At 57.8% G+C, this 21,363-nt stretch carries 21 protein-coding genes; 5 read left to right on the top strand and 16 right to left on the bottom strand.

Annotation, left to right across the window (positions count from 1 at the left end; all coding sequences use genetic code 11):
- Positions 1-3 precede the first annotated feature (3 nt).
- From glmM to rlmE, 4 genes are read right to left on the bottom strand one after another with little or no spacing between them, the layout of a single operon-like run.
- Positions 4-1,338: a phosphoglucosamine mutase gene (gene glmM / locus LD28_RS0115150; RefSeq protein ID WP_033137776.1), complete on the bottom strand. Its 1,335-nt coding sequence runs from the start codon at positions 1,336-1,338 to the stop codon at positions 4-6.
- 15 nt (positions 1,339-1,353) lie between these two features.
- A complete protein-coding gene (gene folP / locus LD28_RS0115145; protein WP_033137775.1) occupies positions 1,354-2,199 on the bottom strand; it encodes a dihydropteroate synthase in 846 nt (281 codons plus the stop codon).
- A 59-nt stretch (positions 2,200-2,258) separates the two neighbouring features.
- Positions 2,259-4,205 (bottom strand): ATP-dependent zinc metalloprotease FtsH, encoded by a 1,947-nt coding sequence (ftsH, locus tag LD28_RS0115140; protein ID WP_033137774.1) that lies wholly within the window; start codon positions 4,203-4,205, stop codon positions 2,259-2,261.
- A 45-nt stretch (positions 4,206-4,250) separates the two neighbouring features.
- On the bottom strand, positions 4,251-4,880 hold the full coding sequence (rlmE, locus tag LD28_RS0115135; protein ID WP_033137773.1) for a 23S rRNA (uridine(2552)-2'-O)-methyltransferase RlmE: 630 nt from the start codon (positions 4,878-4,880) through the stop codon (positions 4,251-4,253).
- A gap of 97 nt (positions 4,881-4,977) precedes the next feature.
- Between rlmE and yhbY the strand changes: the two genes are divergently transcribed.
- Together yhbY and LD28_RS0115125 are read left to right on the top strand one after the other, a co-directional pair.
- A complete protein-coding gene (gene yhbY / locus LD28_RS0115130) occupies positions 4,978-5,274 on the top strand; it encodes a ribosome assembly RNA-binding protein YhbY (RefSeq protein WP_005338829.1) in 297 nt (98 codons plus the stop codon).
- 103 nt (positions 5,275-5,377) lie between these two features.
- Positions 5,378-5,959 carry a hypothetical protein gene (locus LD28_RS0115125; RefSeq protein WP_033137772.1) on the top strand — a complete coding sequence of 194 codons (582 nt, stop codon included), beginning with the start codon at positions 5,378-5,380 and terminating at the stop codon, positions 5,957-5,959.
- 76 nt (positions 5,960-6,035) lie between these two features.
- On the opposite strand, the gene greA is transcribed toward LD28_RS0115125, so the two are convergent.
- The 3 genes from greA to pomA all read right to left on the bottom strand — a co-directional run bounded on the left by greA (position 6,036) and on the right by pomA (position 8,320).
- A complete protein-coding gene (gene greA, locus LD28_RS0115120) occupies positions 6,036-6,512 on the bottom strand; it encodes a transcription elongation factor GreA (RefSeq protein ID WP_033137771.1) in 477 nt (158 codons plus the stop codon).
- A gap of 156 nt (positions 6,513-6,668) precedes the next feature.
- Entirely contained in the window at positions 6,669-7,553 is an 885-nt protein-coding gene (locus LD28_RS0115115) for a flagellar motor protein MotB (protein WP_033137770.1), read from the bottom strand.
- Between the two features lie 8 nt (positions 7,554-7,561).
- A complete protein-coding gene (pomA, locus tag LD28_RS0115110; RefSeq protein WP_033137769.1) occupies positions 7,562-8,320 on the bottom strand; it encodes a flagellar motor protein PomA in 759 nt (252 codons plus the stop codon).
- A 211-nt stretch (positions 8,321-8,531) separates the two neighbouring features.
- On the opposite strand from pomA, the gene xseB reads away from it, so the two are divergent.
- Genes xseB through dxs form a run of 3 tightly spaced genes read left to right on the top strand, consistent with a single transcriptional unit; the run spans position 8,532 to position 11,564 of the window.
- Positions 8,532-8,783 carry an exodeoxyribonuclease VII small subunit gene (gene xseB, locus LD28_RS0115105; protein ID WP_033137768.1) on the top strand — a complete coding sequence of 84 codons (252 nt, stop codon included), beginning with the start codon at positions 8,532-8,534 and terminating at the stop codon, positions 8,781-8,783.
- Positions 8,784-9,674 (top strand): (2E,6E)-farnesyl diphosphate synthase, encoded by an 891-nt coding sequence (gene ispA / locus LD28_RS0115100; RefSeq protein WP_033137767.1) that lies wholly within the window; start codon positions 8,784-8,786, stop codon positions 9,672-9,674.
- A 21-nt stretch (positions 9,675-9,695) separates the two neighbouring features.
- Positions 9,696-11,564 (top strand): 1-deoxy-D-xylulose-5-phosphate synthase, encoded by a 1,869-nt coding sequence (gene dxs, locus LD28_RS0115095; protein ID WP_033137766.1) that lies wholly within the window; start codon positions 9,696-9,698, stop codon positions 11,562-11,564.
- Between the two features lie 76 nt (positions 11,565-11,640).
- On the opposite strand, the gene LD28_RS0115090 is transcribed toward dxs, so the two are convergent.
- From LD28_RS0115090 to ribBA, 9 genes are all read right to left on the bottom strand, one after another.
- On the bottom strand, positions 11,641-12,582 hold the full coding sequence (locus LD28_RS0115090) for an ABC transporter permease (protein WP_019445927.1): 942 nt from the start codon (positions 12,580-12,582) through the stop codon (positions 11,641-11,643).
- Positions 12,583-12,586: 4 nt separating this feature from the next.
- The gene (locus LD28_RS0115085; protein WP_005343520.1) at positions 12,587-13,561 is read right to left on the bottom strand and encodes an ABC transporter permease; all 975 of its coding nucleotides are present in this window, start codon (positions 13,559-13,561) and stop codon (positions 12,587-12,589) included.
- 99 nt (positions 13,562-13,660) lie between these two features.
- Positions 13,661-15,217 (bottom strand): ABC transporter substrate-binding protein, encoded by a 1,557-nt coding sequence (locus LD28_RS0115080; RefSeq protein WP_033137765.1) that lies wholly within the window; start codon positions 15,215-15,217, stop codon positions 13,661-13,663.
- 70 nt (positions 15,218-15,287) lie between these two features.
- Positions 15,288-17,012, bottom strand: coding sequence for a dipeptide ABC transporter ATP-binding protein (locus tag LD28_RS0115075; protein ID WP_033137764.1), 1,725 nt, complete (start codon positions 17,010-17,012; stop codon positions 15,288-15,290).
- A 487-nt stretch (positions 17,013-17,499) separates the two neighbouring features.
- Complete coding sequence (locus LD28_RS0115070; protein ID WP_033137763.1) at positions 17,500-17,994, bottom strand: phosphatidylglycerophosphatase A family protein; 495 nt, start codon at positions 17,992-17,994, stop codon at positions 17,500-17,502.
- Positions 17,991-18,950 (bottom strand): thiamine-phosphate kinase, encoded by a 960-nt coding sequence (thiL, locus tag LD28_RS0115065; RefSeq protein WP_033137794.1) that lies wholly within the window; start codon positions 18,948-18,950, stop codon positions 17,991-17,993. Before thiL ends, LD28_RS0115070 begins: the two co-directional genes overlap by 4 nt.
- 57 nt (positions 18,951-19,007) lie before the next feature.
- Complete coding sequence (gene nusB / locus LD28_RS0115060) at positions 19,008-19,421, bottom strand: transcription antitermination factor NusB (RefSeq protein ID WP_033137762.1); 414 nt, start codon at positions 19,419-19,421, stop codon at positions 19,008-19,010.
- Between the two features lie 14 nt (positions 19,422-19,435).
- Positions 19,436-19,906 carry a 6,7-dimethyl-8-ribityllumazine synthase gene (ribH, locus tag LD28_RS0115055; protein WP_005338866.1) on the bottom strand — a complete coding sequence of 157 codons (471 nt, stop codon included), beginning with the start codon at positions 19,904-19,906 and terminating at the stop codon, positions 19,436-19,438.
- A gap of 247 nt (positions 19,907-20,153) precedes the next feature.
- Positions 20,154-21,263, bottom strand: a complete 1,110-nt coding sequence (gene ribBA / locus LD28_RS0115050) for a bifunctional 3,4-dihydroxy-2-butanone-4-phosphate synthase/GTP cyclohydrolase II (RefSeq protein WP_033137761.1) — start codon at positions 21,261-21,263, stop codon at positions 20,154-20,156.
- Positions 21,264-21,363: the final 100 nt, after the last annotated feature.

Below are 21,363 nucleotides of genomic sequence, written 5' to 3'. Positions count from 1 at the left end.
TCATTAAAACGCCGATTCAACCTGTTTGGCGATGCGCTGAGCCATGTCACGCACCTGCTGCTCATGCTCACCTTCGACCATGACCCGGATCAGCGGTTCGGTACCGGATTTGCGCAACAGAACGCGGCCACGACCAGCCAACTCCTGTTCCACCTTGGCCACCTCAGCCATGACAGCATCAGCCGCCAGCGGATCCTTGCCTTCGGCAAAGCGAACATTCACCAGCACCTGCGGGAACTTGCTCATGCCGGAGCGCAGCTTGGCCAGCGGCATCTCGGCACTGCGCATGGCAGTCAGCACCTGCAAGGCGGCCACGATGCCATCACCTGTGGTGGTCTGATCCAGACAGATAATGTGGCCGGAGTTCTCGCCACCGATGCGCCAGCCCTTCTCTTCCATCATCTCCAGCACATAGCGGTCACCCACCTTGGCACGTGCAAACGGAATGCCCAGGGTCTGCAGCGCCAGCTCCAGACCCATGTTGGCCATCAGAGTGCCGACTACGCCACCTTTGAGGCGACCATTGCGCAAGGCATCGCGGGCAATGATATAGAGCACTTCATCACCGTCGATGAGATAGCCGGTATGGTCGACCATGATCAGACGGTCGCCGTCACCATCAAAAGCAACCCCCAGATCGGCCTTGCACTCCAGCACCTTGGCAACCAGCGCTTCAGGCGCAGTCGAACCGACACCATCGTTGATGTTGAGGCCATCCGGGGCACAGCCCATGGTGATCACGTCAGCGCCCAGTTCACGGAAAACCGACGGCGCAATGTGATAAGTGGCACCATGGCCACAGTCGACCACCATTTTCACCCCATCCAGATTCATGTAGGAGGGGAAGGTGCTCTTGCAGAATTCGATATAACGGCCAGCTGCATCATCAATGCGCACCGCTTTGCCAAGTTCGGCAGACTCAACGCACTTGAGCTCGTGATCCAGCTCGGCTTCGATAGCCATCTCGACATCATCAGGCAGCTTGGTGCCATCTGCGGAGAAGAACTTGATGCCGTTGTCATAGAAGGGGTTGTGGGAAGCACTGATGACGATACCGGCTTCGGCACGGAAGGTGCGAGTCAGGTAGGCAACCGCCGGAGTGGGCATGGGTCCCATCAGAATGGCTTTGAGGCCTGCAGCGGAGAGTCCCGCTTCCAGTGCAGACTCCAGCATATAGCCAGAGATGCGGGTATCTTTGCCAATCAGCACCTTTTTGGTGCCCTTCTTGGAGAGCACCTTGCCGGCAGCCCAACCCAATTTCATCACGAAATCAGGGGTGATCGGGTATTCGCCAACCTTGCCGCGCACACCATCGGTACCGAAATACTTTCTTGCCATTGTCTGTTCTCTTTATTATCTGGAAATAAAATCTTGTCCCGTCATTACCTGCCAGCCGACGCGCAATGCGTCCATGGTCTCCCGCACATCATGTACCCTGATGATGCGGGCACCATGCTGCATGCCGATAAGGGCGCATGACAGACTGCCCGCCAGACGCTCATCAACCGGACGGCCCAGCAAGTTGCCTATCATAGACTTTCGCGACATCCCCACCAATAGCGGCAAGCCATAATCCATCAGTTCCTTTTGAGCCGCCAATAGTTGATAGTTGTGAGCAAGGGTCTTGCCGAAGCCGTATCCCGGATCCAGCAACAGAGCTTCGCGCTTGATACCGGCCGCTAGACAAGCAGCAATGCGTTCCTCAAAAAAGGCGCGCACCTCCCCGACCAGATCGTCATAGTGGGGCTCGACCTGCATGGTTCTCGGCTGCCCCTGCATATGCATCAGACAAACCGGGACAGCGGCCTCGGCCGCCGCCTGAAGTGCTCCTGGCTCTTGCAACGCCCGCACATCGTTGATCAGATGGGCACCGGCCTTGCAACCCTCCCGCATCACCACCGCCTTGGAGGTATCGAGGGAGATCATCACATCCAGCTCACGGACCATCTGCTCTACGACAGGAATGACCCTGTCCAGCTCCTCCTGCTCGCTCACATCGGGCGCACCAGGGCGGGTTGACTCACCACCGATGTCGATGAGGGTCGCACCGTCAGAGACCATCTGCCGCGCATGGGCCATTGCCCGTTCAAACTGATTGAAATTGCCGCCATCGGAGAAGGAGTCGGGCGTTACATTGAGGATCCCCATCACATGGGGACGATCGAGGGAGAGGCTGAGCCCCTTGCTGGTTAACTGCATTTTCACGTCCATCTGATAAAGAAAAACCCCGGGCAAGCCCGGGGTTTGGAGAGTTACGATTATTTGGCCGGAGCGTCGTTGGCTTTGTCAATAGTGACATCCGCCACCGGTGCAGCCTCATCGGCCGGTTTGACCTCAGCAGCCACGGTGGAACCGCCTTGCGGGGTATCACCGTGCTCGTCATGCCAGTTGCTGGGAGCACGTACCTCGCGACGCGCCATCAGATCATCAATCTGTTTGGCGTCGATGGTCTCGTACTTCATCAGCGCATCTTTCATGCTGTGCAACACGTCCATGTTATCCAGCAGGATCTGCTTGGAACGGGCGTAGTTGCGATCGATAACCTGCTTGACCTCGGCATCGATGACGCGAGCGGTATCGTCGGACATGTGCTTGGCCTTGGCCATGCTGCGACCGAGGAACACCTCGCCATCTTCTTCCGCATAGAGCATTGGGCCGAGACGCTCGGACATACCCCACTGGGTCACCATCTTGCGTGCAATGTCTGTTGCCCGCTCGATGTCGTTGGAAGCACCGGTAGAGACTTTCTCGGCACCGTAGATCAGCTCTTCTGCCAGACGACCGCCATACAGGCTGGAGATCATTGACTCCAGATGCTGCTTGGAGTGGCTCCAGCGATCCTGCTCCGGCAGATACATGGTCACACCCAGCGCACGACCGCGCGGAATGATGGAGACCTTGTAAACCGGGTCATGATCCGGAACCAGACGGCCAATGATGGCGTGACCGGCTTCGTGATAGGCAGTCATCTCTTTCTCGGACTCTTTCATCACCATGGAGCGACGTTCGGCACCCATCATGATCTTGTCCTTGGCCTTCTCGAACTCGGCCATGGAGACCACACGGCGGCTCTCACGAGCAGAGAAGAGGGCCGCTTCGTTGACCAGGTTGGCCAAGTCAGCACCGGAGAAACCGGGAGTACCACGGGCAATCAGCGCCGGATTGACGTCATCCGCCAACGGAACTTTGCGCATGTGCACTTTCAGGATCTGCTCGCGACCACGGACATCCGGCAGACCGACAACAACCTGACGGTCGAAACGGCCCGGACGCAGCAGAGCCGGATCCAGTACGTCAGGACGGTTGGTGGCAGCAATGACGATGATGCCTTCATTGCCTTCGAAACCATCCATCTCGACCAGCATCTGGTTAAGAGTCTGCTCACGCTCATCGTGACCGCCGCCCAGACCGGCGCCACGCTGGCGACCGACCGCATCAATTTCATCGATGAAGATGATGCAGGGGGAGGATTTTTTGGCCTGTTCGAACATGTCACGTACCCGAGAGGCACCGACACCGACGAACATCTCCACGAAATCGGAACCGGAGATGGTGAAGAACGGCACCTTGGCCTCGCCTGCAATGGCCTTGGCCAGCAGGGTCTTACCGGTACCAGGAGGACCGACCAGCAGCACACCGGTCGGGATCTTGCCACCCAGTTTCTGGAACTTGCTCGGATCGCGCAGATAGTCGACCAGCTCCTTCACCTCATCCTTGGCTTCATCGCAACCTGCAACATCAGCAAAGGTGGTCTTGATCTGATCTTCACTCATCAGGCGAGCCTTGCTCTTGCCAAACGACATGGCACCTTTGCCACCGCCGCCCTGCATCTGACGCATGAAGAAGACCCAGACACCGATCAGCAGCAGCATCGGGAACCAAGAGATGAAGATAGAGGTCAGCAGAGACGGCTCTTCCGGCTTCTCACCCATCACTTTGACATTGTGATTGAGCATGTCGTTGAGCAGCTGGGGATCCGGCGCAGGGATGATGGTAGTGAATCGTTCACCAGTACGCTTGACGCCATTAATGACCTTACCGTCCATCCGTACTTCACGGATCTGCTCTTGGGTCACCTCTTTAACGAAGCTGGAATAGTCCAGCTGGCGACTGGTGGTATCGCTGGGGCTGAAGCTATTGAACACCGACATCAAAACGACGGCGATGACCAGCCACAGGATTAAGTTTTTCGCCATGTCACTCAAATCAGTAACCTCGCAGACTGACAGTTAACGATGAAGGTTAGGGTACTACAGTTTAAAACCGGTAGCCACAATGTAGACTTCCCGAGATCTGGCGCGGGATGAGTCTGGTTTACGAATTTTGACAGCGGAGAAAAGTTTACGAATTTCATTGAGATAGGCATCAAACCCCTCTCCCTGAAACACCTTCACCACGAAACTGCCGTCACTGCGCAATACCTGATTGCACATGTCCAGAGCCAGCTCGACCAGATACATGGCGCGAGCCTGATCCACCTGCTGGGTACCGCTCATGTTGGGCGCCATATCAGACATCACGACATCGACCTTGTCGGGACCCACTCGCTCCAGCAAGGCGCCGAGCACAGTTTCCTCCCGAAAGTCCCCTTGCAGGAAATCGACACCAGCAATGGGATCCATTGGCAAAATGTCACATGCGATGACGCGACCCGAGTCACCAACCTGTTCAACCGCGAACTGGGACCAGCCACCGGGGGCTGCCCCCAAATCCACGACGGTCATGCCGTTTTTCAGCAAGCGATCCTTGCCCTGGATCTCGTCAATCTTGAAAACAGCACGAGAACGCAGGCCCATTTTCTGGGCTTTTTTGACGTATTGATCGTCGAAATGTTCTTTTAACCAGCGAGTTGAACTGGGGGAACGTTTTTTCTGGGTCATGATAATCGACTTTAAAAAACCACAAGGGTTATTAGTATTAAGGGCTAAGTGGGGGTAGAATACGCCCCTTTCAACCCTGACTTATGAAGAAATTGCGATGATTCTCAACAATAAACAGAAACAGTACCTCAAGGGCCTTGCCCATAGCCTCAAGCCTGTCGTCCTGCTGGGTCAGCATGGTCTGACCGAAGGTGTACTGGCCGAGATCGATCTGGCACTGAACCATCACGAGCTGATCAAGGTTAAGGTTGCCTCTGAAGATCGCGAAATGAAACAACTGGTTATGGATGCTATCGTCCGTGAAACCGGTTCAATCAAGGTACAAAGCATGGGCCATGTGCTGACCATTTATCGTCAAGCCAACGAACCCAAAATCCAGCTGCCCCGCAAGTAAAAGGAAAGAGCATCGCTCTTTCCTTATTCCACTTCTTCCCGAGTCGCTTGCCAAAGTAGTCGCAAAGCCCTTAACCTGCGATGAATACTTCCGGACACGCATTATGGCTCACCATCTAATTCTGACCGACGATGAGCTGGCCATGCTGCGGGACTTGGGGAGCAATCAGGACACCCCTGTTCTGAGTGGTCACCTCGACGCCCCCATGCTTGGCTTGCTGCAAAAAGCCGAACACCTTGTACTCGAAGCCCGCTTCGCAGGCCATCAGCTACGTTTTCCTCTGACGTTTACACAAGGGGAAGCCGGCTTTGTCGAGCCCCGTCTGTCTGCACCTATCATCAGGGAGCTGGGGTTTGCGCAACCTCGCGCCTGGCGCCTCACGCAAAAAGCCAAGCTTTGTAGCGAACTGGGCCTGTTTCAGGTTCTTAGCCTCTCCCTCAACGGCATCATCGTGGAAAATTTGCCAACCGACATGGTGGCCGATACCCCCATCAACGGTGAGCTCTGCATCGAGCAAGAGATCCCTCTTCCACTGCAGGGTCGACTGGTCAGGCGCATCAAGGTCACTGCCGACCATGCCACTTGGGCGCTGAGCTTTCAGATGAGCGAGAGCAACATCGAACGACTGCGCCACTGGTTGTTCCAGCGTCATCAGGACGCCTTTACCGAGGCTTATCTCTCCTGATCGTTATCAGTAGTGATACCAACAAAGACAAACAGGGGAGCGCGAGCCCCCCTGTGTCATCATGCATGGCATTCGCTTAGATATAAGCGACTTCCAGCACTTCGTATTCCACATCGCCAGCAGGCGTCTTGACGATAGCCACATCGTCCACTTCCTTGCCAATCAGGGCTCGGGCAATCGGTGAGTTGACGGAGATGAGGTTCTGTTTGATATCAGCCTCATCGTCACCCACAATGCGGTAGATCACCTCTTCCTCTGTCTCGCTCTTGAGCAGAGTCACCGTCGCGCCAAAAATAACGCGGCCGTTGTTGGTCATCTTGGTGACATCGATCACCTGCGCATTGGAGAGCTTGGCTTCAATCTCCTGAATGCGACCTTCACAGAACCCCTGCTGCTCGCGGGCAGCATGGTATTCGGCGTTTTCCTTCAGATCGCCGTGCTCACGGGCATCGGCAATCGCTTCGATAATCTGGGGACGAAGCTCGCTCTTGAGATAATCGAGCTCTTCGCGCAGCTTCTCAGCGCCGCGAACAGTCATCGGAGTATGATTCATAGTCGAAACCTGGGTTGCTTGAAAATAGAAGCTGCGGCTATCTGCAAGGAGGCCGCAGCAATCGGTTCGGATGAGGCATCTTAATATGAAGCCAACACAAAATCCATGTCAGCCCCCTGATGCAGATCCCGCTTTATCACTCACCCTGATAAATTCTTACTTCACTTCCGGAACCGAGATCGGTGCCGAGACTGTCGGTTTTCCCTGCATGATGGAGATCTCCACCCGCCGATTCATCCGGCGATTTTCCGGGGTAGTGTTGGGCACCAATGGTTGGGAGTCTGCCATCCCCTGGACCACCAGCCTGCCCTGGTCAAAGCCCGGGACCATGATCATCTGGTGAGCGACCGCTACCGCTCGCTGGGTAGACAGCTCCCAATTGGACTGAAACAGTTCATCATGAGTGGCAATATTATCGGTGTGGCCGGAAATGGTAATTTCACCCGGCACATCGTTGAGCAGAGCCGCGACCTTGCGAATCACCGGCCAGAACTGGGGCTGCAGAAACGCCGAACCGGCAGGGAACGACGCTTTTTCCCTGATCCGGATAATGATCTGCTGTCCCAACGCCTCGATCTCGATGGCGCCATCCTTGATCTGCTCTTTCATCTGCTCGGCAAGCGTCTTGGCGAGCTCACTGGACTGCTGCTGCGCATCCTGAGCGGTATCACCCCCCGTCTGTTTGCCGTCCGTCTTGTCCTGCCCGCCCGCCTGATCCGACTCGCCGGGCAGAAATTCCAGCTCGGTCTGGGTCATATCGATAGTCTGCTGCATCACGGTATCAATCGGGGTGGGTTCAGGCCGACCAGGCCGGAACTCCTGGGCAATCACCGAGGTTCCCTTGGGAATATCCTTCACCTCCAGAATATTCTGCACTCCGAACGCCTTGTCCATGGAGCCAGCGATCTGCTTGAACTTCTGCACATCCATCTCGGCAAAGGAGAGCAGCAAAACGAAAAAGCACATCAACAACGACATCAAATCAGCGAAAGTACCCATGTAACCGGGAAGACCCGGCGGCGGGCATTTGCAATCGGACATAGTGCCCCCTATTCGGCGCCGGTACTGCGTTTGGACTGATTCAGATAGTTCTGCAGCATGGACTGGATCACCCGCGGGTTCTGGCCATCCTGAATCCCCATAATGGCATCGAGGATCAGCGTGCGGCTAAGTCGCTCCTCACCACTGCGCAGTTCCAGCTTGTCGGCGATGGGGATGGCGATCATGTTGGCCTCAATAGCGCCATACAACGTTGTCAGCAATGCCACTGCCATGGCAGGACCGATAGACTTGGGGTCACTCATGTTGGCCAGCATGGCCACCAGTCCAACCAGCGTACCTATCATCCCCATGGCCGGGCCCAGATCTCCGAGCGAGCGAAATACCTTGATGGCGATGACATGTCGCTCGGCGGTCAACTCGATATCTTTCTCCAGCACGGCACGCACCACATTGGCATCGTGACCATCCACCAGCATATCGATCCCTTTTTTCATGAAAGGATTGGGGATCTCTGCCGCCTCCAGTGCCAGAAACCCCCCTTTACGAGCCGCGTCAGCCAGTTCAACCGCTTTGGCAATCAGATCGTCGAGCTTGTCACCCTTATACATAAAGGCTTTACCCGCCACCTTGAATGCCATCAGGAACTGCCCCAGGTTAAATTTCATCATGGCGATGAAGATAGACCCCAAAATGGTGATATAGACGGAGGGCATATCCACGTACATGCTCATGGGGCCGCCCAGCAACATGCCATAAACCACCACTCCGAACCCCAGCACTATCCCTATCAGACTGCCTAGATCCACGTCCCTACTCCTGTCACCGGTTCTTATACATAGTCATAGTTTGTTGAATTTTCTGCTATTGCTACCCAAGCGGCAAGCGTCCATCCACTCAGAATGATGTCTCATTATCGACCAATTTATCGGGAGTTTGAGAGGCCGCTGTTTTTCTGCCTCCCCCCGATGGGCGGTCGATGTTAATATAAGCCGTTTTTTTCAATCCCCGAGGATGGACATGGCCAGTAAGAAAATCGACCGTATGAGTTTTGATGCCACTCTGGAAGAGCTGGAAACCATCGTTCATCAACTGGAACAAGGTTCCCTCCCCCTGGAAGAGGCGCTCAAGCAGTTCGAGCAAGGCGTTCATCTGGTACGGGCCGGTCAGCAGAAGCTGGAGCTGGCTGAACAGAAGATCCAGATCCTGCTCAGTCAAGCCGATGGCAGTGATCAGCTTGCCCCTTTCCAGCCAGAACAAGGAGAAGAGTGAGTGGCGCTGGACCATTTTTCCCGTCTGCATCGTCAACGTATTGACGAGGCACTGTCAGCACAACTTGCATCCTTGCCCGCCATGGCACCGCGTCTGCGCGATGCCATGAAATATGGCCTGCTGCTGGGTGGCAAGCGGGTGCGCCCCTTCCTGGTCTATGCCGTCGGTGAAATGCTGGGGGTAAAAAGCGACCTGCTGGATGGCCCCGCTGCCGCCGTGGAGTGCATCCACGCATACTCCCTGCTGCACGATGACCTGCCCGCCATGGATAACGACGACCTGCGTCGTGGTCAGCCAACCGTTCACAAGGCATTTGATGAAGGTACTGCCATTTTGGCCGGTGATGCGCTGCAGACCCTGGCGTTCTCCATTCTGGCTGACCACCCTATGCCCGATACACTGATGGCCAACCGGGTGCGGATGCTGAGCACCCTCGCCCGCGCCTCCGGCTATCTGGGTATGTGTGGCGGTCAGGCGCTGGATCTGCAGGCCGAAGGGCGCCAAATCTCGCTGGCCGAGCTGGAGCAGGTACACCGCCACAAGACTGGCGCGCTGATTGAGTGCGCCGTAGCGCTCGGTGCCCTCTGTAAAGTCGATATCGATGAAGCCACGCTGGCTGCGTTGCAAACGTACGCCTCCGCCATCGGGCTCGCCTTCCAGGTGCAGGATGACATCCTCGACATCACGGGCGATACCGCAACCCTGGGCAAACCGCAGGGCTCCGACCTGGCACTGGAGAAAAGTACCTATCCGGCCCTGCTCGGACTCGAACACGCCCGTGAGCTGGCTCGCGAACTGCACGGTAAAGCCTTAACAGCCCTGCAATCCCTGCCCTACAATACCGACATTCTGGAAGCGTTTGCCGATTACATCATCGAGCGAACCCACTAAACGCTGGATAACAGTAACAATATGAGCGTTGATATTAGCAATTTCCCCAACCTGGCCCTCGCGGACACTCCGGTCGAGCTGCGTTCCCTGCCCAAAGATCGGCTGCCGGTGCTGTGCAACGAGCTGCGCGAATATCTGCTGCGCTCTGTCAGCCGCTCCAGCGGACACTTTGCCTCCGGACTCGGCACTGTCGAACTGACCGTGGCCCTGCACTACGTCTACAACACTCCGTTCGATCGGCTGATCTGGGATGTGGGCCATCAGGCCTATCCCCACAAGATCCTGACCGGACGCCGTGATCGGATCCACACCATCCGTCAGAAGGATGGTCTGCACCCCTTCCCCTGGCGCGGCGAGAGCGAGTACGACGTCCTCTCCGTCGGCCACTCCAGCACCTCCATCGGTGCCGCCCTCGGCATGGCGGTCGCCGCTGAGAGCGAAGGGCTGGGTCGCAAGGTGGTTGCGGTGATCGGGGACGGCGCCATTACTGCGGGGATGGCGTTTGAAGCACTCAACCACGCTGGCGATGTCCACAAGGACATGCTGGTGATCCTCAACGACAACGAGATGTCCATCTCCGAGAACGTCGGCGCCCTCAACAACCATCTGGCCCGGGTCATGTCCGGCAAGCTCTACACCACCATCCGCGAAGGCGGCAAGAAGGTGCTGGCGGGTCTGCCGCCGGTCAAGGAGCTGGCCAAACGGGCCGAAGAACACCTCAAAGGAATGGTGGTGCCCGGCACCCTGTTCGAGGAGTTCGGCTTCAACTACATCGGCCCCATCGACGGTCACGATATCGAAGCGCTGGTCGAGACCCTGCGCAACATGCGCAACCTCAAGGGTCCGCAACTGCTGCACGTCAAGACCAAGAAGGGCAAGGGCTACGAGCCGGCGGAAAAAGACCCCATCGGTTATCACGCCGTGCCCAAGTTCAATCCGGACGAGTGCTCCCTGCCCAAGGCGAGCGGGGCCAAGCCCACCTTCTCGGCCATCTTTGGCCAGTGGCTGTGCGACATGGCCGCCAAAGACGAGAAGCTGGTCGGCATCACCCCCGCCATGCGCGAAGGCTCAGGGCTGGTGAAATTCAGCCAACAATATCCGGATCGCTACTTCGACGTGGCCATTGCCGAGCAACATGCGGTCACTTTCGCCGCCGGTCTGGCCATCGCCGACAAGAAACCGGTGGTCGCCATCTATTCGAGCTTCCTGCAGCGCGCCTACGATCAGGTGATCCACGATGTGGCGCTGCAAGATCTGCCGGTGCTGTTCGCCATCGACCGGGCCGGTCTGGTGGGGGCCGATGGCCCGACCCATCAGGGAGCGTTCGACATCAGCTTCCTGCGCACCGTGCCCAATATGGTGGTAATGACGCCGTCCGACGAGAACGAATGCCGCCAGATGCTCTATACCGGCTATCTCCATCAGGGCCCTGCCGCCGTGCGTTACCCGCGCGGCAGCAGCCTGAGCGATGCGCCCGTCTCGTCAGAGATGCAGGCGCTGGAACTCGGCAAAGGCCGCATAGTGCGAGAGGGCAAGGGCACCGCCATTCTGGCCTTTGGTACCCTGCTGCACCACGCGAAAGCGGCCGCCGAGGCGCTGGATGCCACTCTGGTGGACATGCGCTTTGTCAAACCGATGGATGAAGCACTGGTGCTGTCGCTGGCGGCCAGCCACGATCACTTCGTCACAATCGAAGACAACGCCATCATGGGCGGCGCCGGTTCGGCGGTGAACGAGCTGCTGATGCGCAACAAACAGTGCAAGCCGGTGCTAAACCTCGGCCTGCCGGATCGCTTCGTGGAACAGGGCACCCAGCAGGAGATCTATGCCCTGCTCGGTCTGGACGATGCAGGTATCCAGCGCAGTATCGAAAGCTGGCTGCAAGCCTGACCTGCTGCGAGTTAAAGAGCAAATAATAGAAGGGCGCCTGATGGCGCCCTTCTTGTATATTCACTTCCGACCGGAGTTAACCCTTGTAAATCTTCGGGTTAAACACATCCCGCAGCCAGTCACCCAGCAGGTTGATGACCAGCACCAGCACCACCAGACAGATGCCCGGGAAGGCGGTGATCCACCAGGAGCCGGAGAAGATGTAGTTGAAGCCGACGCTGATAAGCGAACCGAGCGAGGGCTGATCAACCGGCATGCCCAGACCGAGGAAGGAGAGCGCTGCTTCACTCATGATGGCGTTGGCTACCTGCACGGTGGAGATCACCAGAATTGGCGACAAACAGTTGGGCAGAATGTGGCGGAACATGATGCGCGGGGCGCGGAACCCCATCACCTTGGCCGCTTCCACATACTCCTTCTTCTTCTCCGCCAGCACAGAGGCGCGCACGGTACGGGCGTACTGCGGCCACTCTGCAATACCGATGATCACCACCAGCATCATGATGGCGAACTTCGAGTAGAACTCGGAGCCAAAGGTTGCCTGAAAGATGGCGGAGATGATGATCGCCACCATCATGGTGGAGAACGACAGCTGCACGTCGGCAAAGCGCATCAGCAGGTTGTCGATACGACCACCGAAGTAACCGGCAATCAGACCGATGACGATACCGAGCACCAGCTGCAACGCCACCGCAAACAGGCCGATGGTGAGGGAGATACGGGCGCCATAGAGGATGGTGCTCCAGATATCCCGCCCCTGGTTGTCGGTGCCGAGCCAGAAGCGCTCCTCGCCACCTTCGAGCCAGGAGGGGGGCAACTCGGCATCCATCAGATCAAAACTGGTCTGGTCATAGACGTTGTGCGGGGCGAGCCAGGGGGCCAGCAGCGCCGCCAGCACAAATACCACGAACACCGCAAAGCTGAACATGGCTACCTTGTCCCGCAGGAAGTAGTAGACGATGTCAGAGTTCTTGAAACGTGCCCAACGGCTTGGGCTTGCAGTTACAGCATTAGTCATGCGCTTACCCCTTGGCAGTCAGGTTAACGGTCGGGTTGATCAACCCGTAGAGCAGGTCGACCAGGGTATTGGTCACCACGAAGATCAGTCCCACGAAGATGACGTAGGCGGTGATCAGCGGAGTATCGACCCGGTGGATCGCCTCAAGGAACAGGAAGCCGGTTCCAGGCCACTGGAACACGCTCTCGGTCAGGATGGTGTAGGCCACCATGGTGCCGATCTGCACCCCGCCGACGGTAATGACCGGCAGCATGGTGTTCTTCAGGGCGTGCTGGTAGTAGACCTTGTTGTTGTCCAGCCCCTTGGCACGGGCGAACTTGACGTACTCGGAGGAGAGCTGCTCCAGCATCTCGGAGCGCACCAGCCGGATAAACAGCGGCAGCATGATGGAGGAGAGCGACACCGCGGGCAGGATCAGGTGCTTGATGCCATCCCAGGTGAAGAAGCCCGACTCCCAGCCCAGCAGGTTACGGGTCTCGCCACGGCCATAGGCCGGCAGCCAGCCCAGCTGGATGGAGAAGAGGTACATCAGCATGATTGCGGTCAAAAATACCGGGATCGAGATACCGATACTGCTCCCCGCCATGATGATCTTGGTGGGAATGCTGCGCGGCCGGATCGCCGAGTAGACTCCCAGCGGAATGGAGACCACGACGATGATCAGTGCGGCGGCAAACACCAGCTCAAGGGTAGCCACCAGCTTGTCGAGGATCACCTCGAGAGCGGGTCGCTTGAAGAAATAGGAGGTACCCAAATCCCCATGCACCGCATTTTTCAAAAAGCGGCTGTATTTGATGAGGAAGGGATCGTTAAGGCCCATCTTCTCGCGCAACTCGTGACGCTGGGCTTCGGAGACGGATTGTCCCACCAGCTCGCGCAACGGGTCACCCAGGTTATCCTGGATGGAGAAGGCGACCAGGCTGATGACGAACATCACTATCACGGCCTGATAGAACCGTTTCAGCAGGAATGTAAACATGCTTGTCCTTCTACGTGGCCTGTGTCGTGGCACAGGCTTCTGTTAGCAGGCGGAGTGGCCAGCTGACCACCCCGCCCCGTCCTTCCTTGTGACGTTCGCTTACTTGCCGACCACCAGATCGCCGAAGTAAGGGAAGTTCATCACGTTGACCACCGGCTTGATGTCGACGTTCTTCTTGGCGCCATAGGCCAGATCTTCCCAGTGCAACGGCACATAGGCAGCATCTTCGATCACCATGGCTTCCACCTTCTTCAGCATCTCGGCACGCTTGGCCGGATCGGTCTCGGCATTGGCCTGCACGATCAGCTTGTCAGCCTCGGCGTTGGCATAACCGGCGCAGTTGTACTGGCCCATACCGGTCTTGGCATCCTTGGTGAAGGTCAGGAACTCGAAGAAGTTCGCAGTATCTTCGGTATCGGAGTGCCAGCCGATCATCTGCATGTCCGCAGCGCACTTGTCAAACTCAGGCCAGTACTGGGCCACCGGCATGGTTTTCAGATCAACCTTGATGTTGATCTTGGCCAGCATGGCGGAGACCGCCTGGGCAATCTTGACGTCGTTGACGTAACGGGCCGCCGGGGAGATGAAGGTCATCTTGAAGCCCTTCTCGTAGCCGGCCTCTTTCATCAACTGCTTGGCCTTGGCCAGATCATACTGGGGCACCAGCGCCTCGTTGTGACCGGCATAGCCTTTCGGGCTCAGCTGGCCAGCAGGGGTACCGAAGCCCTTGTTGATCTTCTCGACGATACCCACCTGGTTGATGGCGTAGTTGATCGCCTGGCGCACGCGCTTGTCTTTCAGCGCCGGGTTGGTGTTCTGGTTCAGCTCGATGATGATGGCGCGAGTACCGGACAGGGTCACCAGCTGGGAGTCCTTGCCATTCTTCACGCGCTCCAGATCGTTCGGTGCGACCGGGTAGATCACGTCCACGTCACCACCCAGCAGGGCGGCCACTCGGGTCGCATCTTCCTTGATCGGCACCACGGTCAGGTTCTCGACGTTACCCTTGGAGGCCTTGTCCCAGTAGTTGGCGTTGCGGGCATAATCCAGTTTCACACCCTGCTCGCGGAACTTGACGGTGAACGGGCCAGTACCGGAGACGTGGGTAGAGGCATAGGAGTCGCCGTTTTTGACGATCTCGGCCTTGTCTTTGCCCGCGTCGGTCTTGCCGGTGTAGAACTTGGAGTCCATCGGGAAGATGTAGGTGACGGTCTGCAGCACCAGCGGGAAGGGCTTCGCGGTAATCAGATCGACGGTGTAGTCATCTACCTTCTTCACTTCACTGATGGGGTCGAAGATCGCCTTGAAGTCGACGGAGGATTTCAGGCGGTTGACGGTCCACACCACGTCGTCCGCGGTAAAGTCGTTGCCGGAGTGGAACTTGACTCCTTTGCGCAGGTGGAAGCGGACGGTCTTGTCATCGACACGCTCGAACTTTTCGGCCAGACGGGGCTCGAACTGCAGGTCCTGGGTGTAACGCATCAGGGGATCGAATACCAGGTGCGACATCTCCAGCGTCTGACCGGAGAGCTGCTCCTGCGGATCCAGCGACGTGGCATCGGAGGCGACACCCACCTTGATATCAGCGGCTGAGACACTGAAGGCGAAACCGGCGGCAAACAGCGCCAGGGCAATCTTGGACAATCCTTTCTTCATCTTGTTCTCCATGCTTTTGGCTTTTTTATGACACTTTTTTTGACAAGCAGACCGGCGCACCGGCGCTCTCCTAGCTTGCGATTTCCAGCCCCTCGCGGGACATTCCCTTAAACTCCGGCATGAGAGAGATCAGCTTGCGGCTGTACTCATGCTCGGCATTGGTAAAGAGTTTCTCGGTCTCGGCCACTTCCACCAGATGACCGTGCTGCATCACCCCGATGCGGTCACACATCTGGCGGATCACCGGCAGATCGTGGCTGATGAACAGCATGGTGAGCTTGAGCTCCTGCTGCAGATCCTTGAGCAGGTTGAGGATCTGGGCCTGCACCGAGACATCCAGCGCCGAGGTGGGCTCGTCGCAGATCAGGAAGCGCGGGCGAGTGGCCAGGGCGCGGGCAATGGAGATGCGCTGGCGCTGGCCGCCGGAGAACTCGTGGGGATACTTGACCCCGGCACCGCGACCCAAGCCCACGTGATCCAGCAGATCCCCGACAATCCCCTCAATCTGGCTCTCGCTGCTAGCCAGCTGGTGGAAGCGGATCGGCTCGGCAATGATGTCGCGCACTTTCATGCGCGGGTTCATTGACGAATAGGGGTTCTGGAACACCATCTGCATCTGGCGGCGCAGCGGGCGGCGCTCGCGCTCGCTCTTGAGGGCGGTCAGATCGATCCCCTCAAAGAAGATCTTGCCGGTATCAGGCGGATAGAGGCCGGTGATGGCGCGGGCAATGGTCGATTTGCCGGAGCCCGACTCCCCCACCAGACCGAAGGTTTCACCCTCGAAGATCTCGAAGCTGATGTTGTTGCAGGCGCGCACATACTGGCGACGGCTCGGGAAGATGGAGTCCTTGGTGACGAACTTCAGATCGACGTTCTCCACCCGCAGCAGCGCCCCTTCATAGGCGCGCTCGTCCTGACTCTGGCCAAGCCAGTGGGTCTTGAGGTCGATATTGGTATCCGGCGCACTGGCATCCTCGATATAGGAGACCAGCGGGAAACGCACCAGCTTCACGTCGGAGCGGGGTACCGCCGAGATGAGACTGCGGGTATAGGGGTGATTGGGGCTGCCCAGTACCTGTTCGGTCAGGCCAAACTCCACCAGATCGCCGCGATACATCACCGCCACCTTGTCGGTGACGTTGGAGACCACCCCCATGTCGTGGGTTACCAGCATGCAGCCCACCTGACGCTCTTTGCAGAGGGCGCGGATAAGCTGGAGGATCTGGTCCTGAATGGAGACGTCCAGCGCCGTGGTCGGCTCATCGGCGATGATCAGCTCCGGATCGCAAGAGAGGGCGATGGCAATGACCACCCGCTGACGCATACCACCGGAGAACTGGTGCGGATACTGCTTGATGCGCAGCTCCGGCTGCGGAATGCCCACCGCCCCCATCAGCTCCAGCGCCTTGGCAAAGGCCGCTTCACGGGAGAGCCTGGTATTGGCCAGAATGGTCTCCACCAGCTGATGCTCAACGGTGAACAGCGGGTTGAGGGAAGTCATGGGGTCCTGGAAGATGAACCCGATACGGGAGCCACGGATGGCCCGCATCTCGTTCTGGCTCTTGCCGGAGATGAGCTCGCCATTGAGATAGATATCGCCACGGGCAATGTGCCCGGGGGGACTGAGCAGATCGATGACGGCGTTGCCGATGGTGGACTTGCCGGCGCCGGATTCTCCGACCACCCCGACAATCTCACCCTTTTCGATAGAGAAAGAGAGATCCTTCACCGCGGCCAGCACCCCGTAGCGGGAGGGGTACTCAATCCGCAAGTTCTTTACTTCGAGCAAGGACATGTTTACCTCTGCGGGGGACATCCGTCCCAAATAATTCGTCCGTAAATCAGCCGCAGATGCCGGTTGTTACCTTGGGCAATATTTGCTCAATCCTTGAGGCAGCGAAACCAGCGATCCGGGCGGGTTTTTTGCATTTTTTTGGAATAACCCGCGAGTAAATTAGACGGTTTGACCACGGGTGTAAATGATTGAGTTATACAATTCCGCCATGTTTTGTACAGATAACCACCGCTCCCATAGCTAAAAATGATGACTACAGTCACAAAAACGGCCCACATATCCACATATCTATCACTAGCATTACTTTAATTTCAACAACAACGCAACAAGCAGCATTTATCACTATTTCATAAACGATCGCAGGCCCCGAATGAGTAGTGAATATTTATGTGAAATGGATGATAAACGGCAGCATATGCCGATGAATGAAAATTAAGCAGATATAAATCGGGGGATGCCAGAACGGTCATCCCCCGGAAGGTGGCACTCAGCCGAGCCAGAACGCCAGTAATTGCATACAAAACAGGGCAAACAGGCCAGCGATCAGATCGTCCAGCATGATGCCGAGCCCGCCGTGGATCCGGCGATCAAACCAGGAGATGGGCCAGGGCTTGAACACATCAAACAATCGGAACAGCGCGAAGCCCGCCACCACCCACTCCCAACCAGCCGGTGCGGCAATCATGGTGACGCCAAAACCGATCACCTCATCCCAGACGATGGCGCCATGATCCGGCATGCCGATGGCATCGGTGGCGCTCTGGCAGATACGGATCCCCACCACAAACCCGACCGCCAGCAAGGCGATGAACCAGTGGGTCGGCAGACCGCTCACCAGCAGATAGAGCGGAATAGCCGCCAGGGTGCCCATGGTGCCGGGCGCCTTGGGGCTGAGACCGGAGCCAAATCCCACCGCCAAAAAATGAAGCGGATTCTTCAGATCCAGTCGTGTCAGCTCGGGCTTTATCCTGAACAAACTCATGCGAAGTGATCCCACCCTTTCAGTTGCAACTCGACCGCCTGGTCGCCACGCAGGTAGTCGATGCCCGGCTCGCCCGCCACGATGCGGCCGATGCGGCTGAACTTGACCCCGCTGTGGGCCAGCGCCGTATCCAGCGCGCCGCGATGCTCCTCCGGTACGGTAAAGCAGAGCTCGTAATCATCGCCACCGGCCAACGCCAGTTGCCACGCCTCCTGCTCGCTCACCGCATCCTGCAGCACCGGCGAGAGCGGCAGCAGATCGAGGTCGATCTGGGCCCGCACGCCGGAGGCCTTGAGGATATGGCCAAGATCCGATGCCAGACCGTCGGAGAGATCCAGCGCACTGCCCGCCAGCCCGCGCAGCGCCTGACCGGCCAGAATGCGGGGATGGGGGTGGTCGAGCCGTGGCAGCACGGCGGCCAGCTGGTTCTCGTTGAGATTGCGTTTGCCCAGCAGATGGGAGAGCGCCAGCGCGGCATCCCCCAGGGTGCCGGTGACATAGATGCCATCACCGGCTTTGGCGCCGCTGCGCATCAGGGCGCGCCCGGCAGGCACCGACCCCTTCACCGAGATGGTGATGGAGAGTGGCCCGCGGGTCATATCCCCGCCCACCAGCGCGACGTTGTAGTACTCGGCCAGCTCCAGGAACCCTTCGGCAAAACCGGCGACCCAGCCTTCGTTGATGGCAGGCAGGGTCAGCGCCAGCGACACCCAGCGCGGTTCGGCTCCCATGGCGGCGAGATCGGAGAGATTGACCGCCAGCGCCTTGTAGCCGAGATCCACCGGATCCATGTCGGGAAAGAAGTGTACGCCGCTCACCAGGGTGTCGGTGCTCACCGCCAGCTGGGTATCGGGGGGCAGGGTCAGCAGGGCACAGTCATCTCCAGGGCCCATCACCACATCCTTGCGGGCGTGGGGGACCTTGAAGTACTTATCAATCAGCTCAAATTCACCCATACAGTAAAAAGCCAGCAATAAGCTGGCTCCTCTCTTAGATGCTGACGGACAGCAGGATCAACGCTTGTTCAGCGACTTGATCACCTTGTCCAGTACACCGTTGACAAACTTGTGGCTGTCATCGGCAGCAAAGGCTTTCGCCAGCTCGATCGCTTCGTTGATGACCACGCGCGGCGGTACATCATCACGACGAGTCAGCTCGTAGGTCGCCAGACGCAAGATCGCCTTGTCCACCATGTCCACTTCTTCCAGCGGACGGGAGAGGTAAGGTGCGAAGACCTTGTCCAGCTCGTTGCAGTGGAGGGCTACCCCGAACAGCAGATCGCGAAAATAGTTCAGGTCTACACCCTTGGTGTCCTGATCGATCTTGAACTGCTCTTCGATGTCACCCACGTTAGCCTTGGTCATCTGCCACTGGTAGATGGCCTGGGTGGCGCAATGGCGGGCTTTACGGCGCTCGGACGGTTTCAATGTACTTCTCCTCGTTACACGTCCAGTTCTTTCAGGACGTTGATCATTTCGAGCGCTGCCAGTGCAGCCTCTGCACCCTTGTTACCCGCCTTGGTACCTGCACGCTCGATGGCTTGTTCAATGTTTTCAGTGGTCAGCACGCCGAAGGCAACGGGAATTTCATATTCCATCATTACCTGAGCCATGCCCTTGCTGTTCTCGTTTGCCACCAGATCGAAGTGGTAGGTGCCGCCACGGATGACAGTACCGACCGCCACGATGGCGTCGTATTGACCACTCTTGGCCAGCTTTTTGATGACCAATGGCATTTCAACCGCGCCCGGCACTTTTACCAGTGTCAGGTTGCTGTCCTGCACTTGACCTTGACGCTTCAGTACGTCCACCGCACCGTTCACCAGACTGTCGTTGATGAAGCTGTTGAAACGGGCAACAACAATAGCAACGCGCGCCTCAGGAGCGGCGATATTTCCTTCGATAACCTTCATTGGAAATCCTGTATCTGTGCAATCAAAAGGGCCGGAGTCAAAAGTGCGCACATTCTAGCACAACAGACCCACGACAAAAACCATGGCCGCAACACGCAGCCATGATCGCCATGTAATCGTCTCGGCAAGCCGGATCGCGAACGCGGATCCCGCTACCGACCTCGGCTATTCGCCGACGTATTCCACTACTTCCAGACCGAAACCGCCCAGAAGGGGATGGTAATTCTCTGCTGGAACCTTGAGTCCTTTACTCGCCGACGTACTCAACCACTTCCAGACCGAAGCCACCGAGGGCGTGATACTTCTTCGGCGAGCTCAGCAGGCGCATCTTGCTCACGCCAAGGGCTTTGAGGATCTGGGAACCGACGCCAACCCGGCGCGAAGTGCCCTGCCACTTGGCTCCTTCCGGTGCCAGCCCCTTGTCGGCGGCTTCAAAGCCCTTGACCCGGGCCAGCAGCTCCTCACCGTGGGATTCCGCCCCCAGGATCACCAGCACACCGCCCTCGTCGGCGATACGGGCCATGGATTTGGGCAGCGGCCAGCTGCGGGCGGCGTGACGGTCGGTCAGCAGCAGATCGCTCAGCACATCGTGCAGGTGCACCCGCACCAGCGTCGGCTGGTCGACCTGTACCTCACCCTTTTTCAGGGCGAAGTGAACCTGATTGTCGATGGTGTCGCGGAAGGTGATGAGGTCGAACTCGCCAAACTCGGTAGGCAGCTTGCACTCAGCCACTTTCACGACCGTGGTCTCGTGCTGGTTGCGGTACTCGATAAGGTCGGCGATGGTGCCGAGCTTGATGCCGTGCTGCTCGGCGAAGATCTCCAAATCCGGACGGCGCGCCATGGTGCCATCTTCGTTGAGGATCTCGACGATGACAGAGGCCGCCTCGTAACCGGCCAGACGGGCCAGATCGCAACCCGCTTCGGTGTGGCCGGCACGGGTCAGCACGCCGCCATCTTGCGCCATCAGCGGGAAGATGTGGCCCGGCTGCACCAGATCGGCCGCCTTGGCATTGGGCGCCACTGCAGCTTGCACGGTCACCGCGCGATCGGCAGCGGAGATACCTGTGGTCACCCCTTCGGCCGCTTCGATGGTCACGGTGAAGGCGGTAGAGAACTGGGCATTGTTGCGATCAACCATCAGCGGCAGCGCCAACTGCTTGCAGCGATCCTGAGTCAGGGTCAAGCAGATGAGGCCACGGCCGTAACGGGCCATGAAGTTGATATCCTCCGGACGGACGCAGGAGGCGGCCATGATGAGGTCGCCTTCGTTCTCCCTGTCTTCGTCATCCATCAGGATCACCATCTTGCCAGCCTTGATATCGGCAATGATTTCCTGGGTTGTGCTCAGCGCCATGGGCTACTCCATCAATGTGCTTGGGGGTTGAGCCAGCAGGCTCAACGCAAATGCGAGTGTATGTTGCTCTAGATTGGGGCGCGCGGCCCCATTTCAATCA

This window comes from Aeromonas finlandensis (genome assembly GCF_000764645.1).
Lineage (GTDB): Bacteria > Pseudomonadota > Gammaproteobacteria > Enterobacterales > Aeromonadaceae > Aeromonas > Aeromonas finlandensis.
The sequence above is the reverse complement of the archived record's forward strand: the minus strand, read 5'-3'. Positions and strand labels throughout refer to the sequence as shown.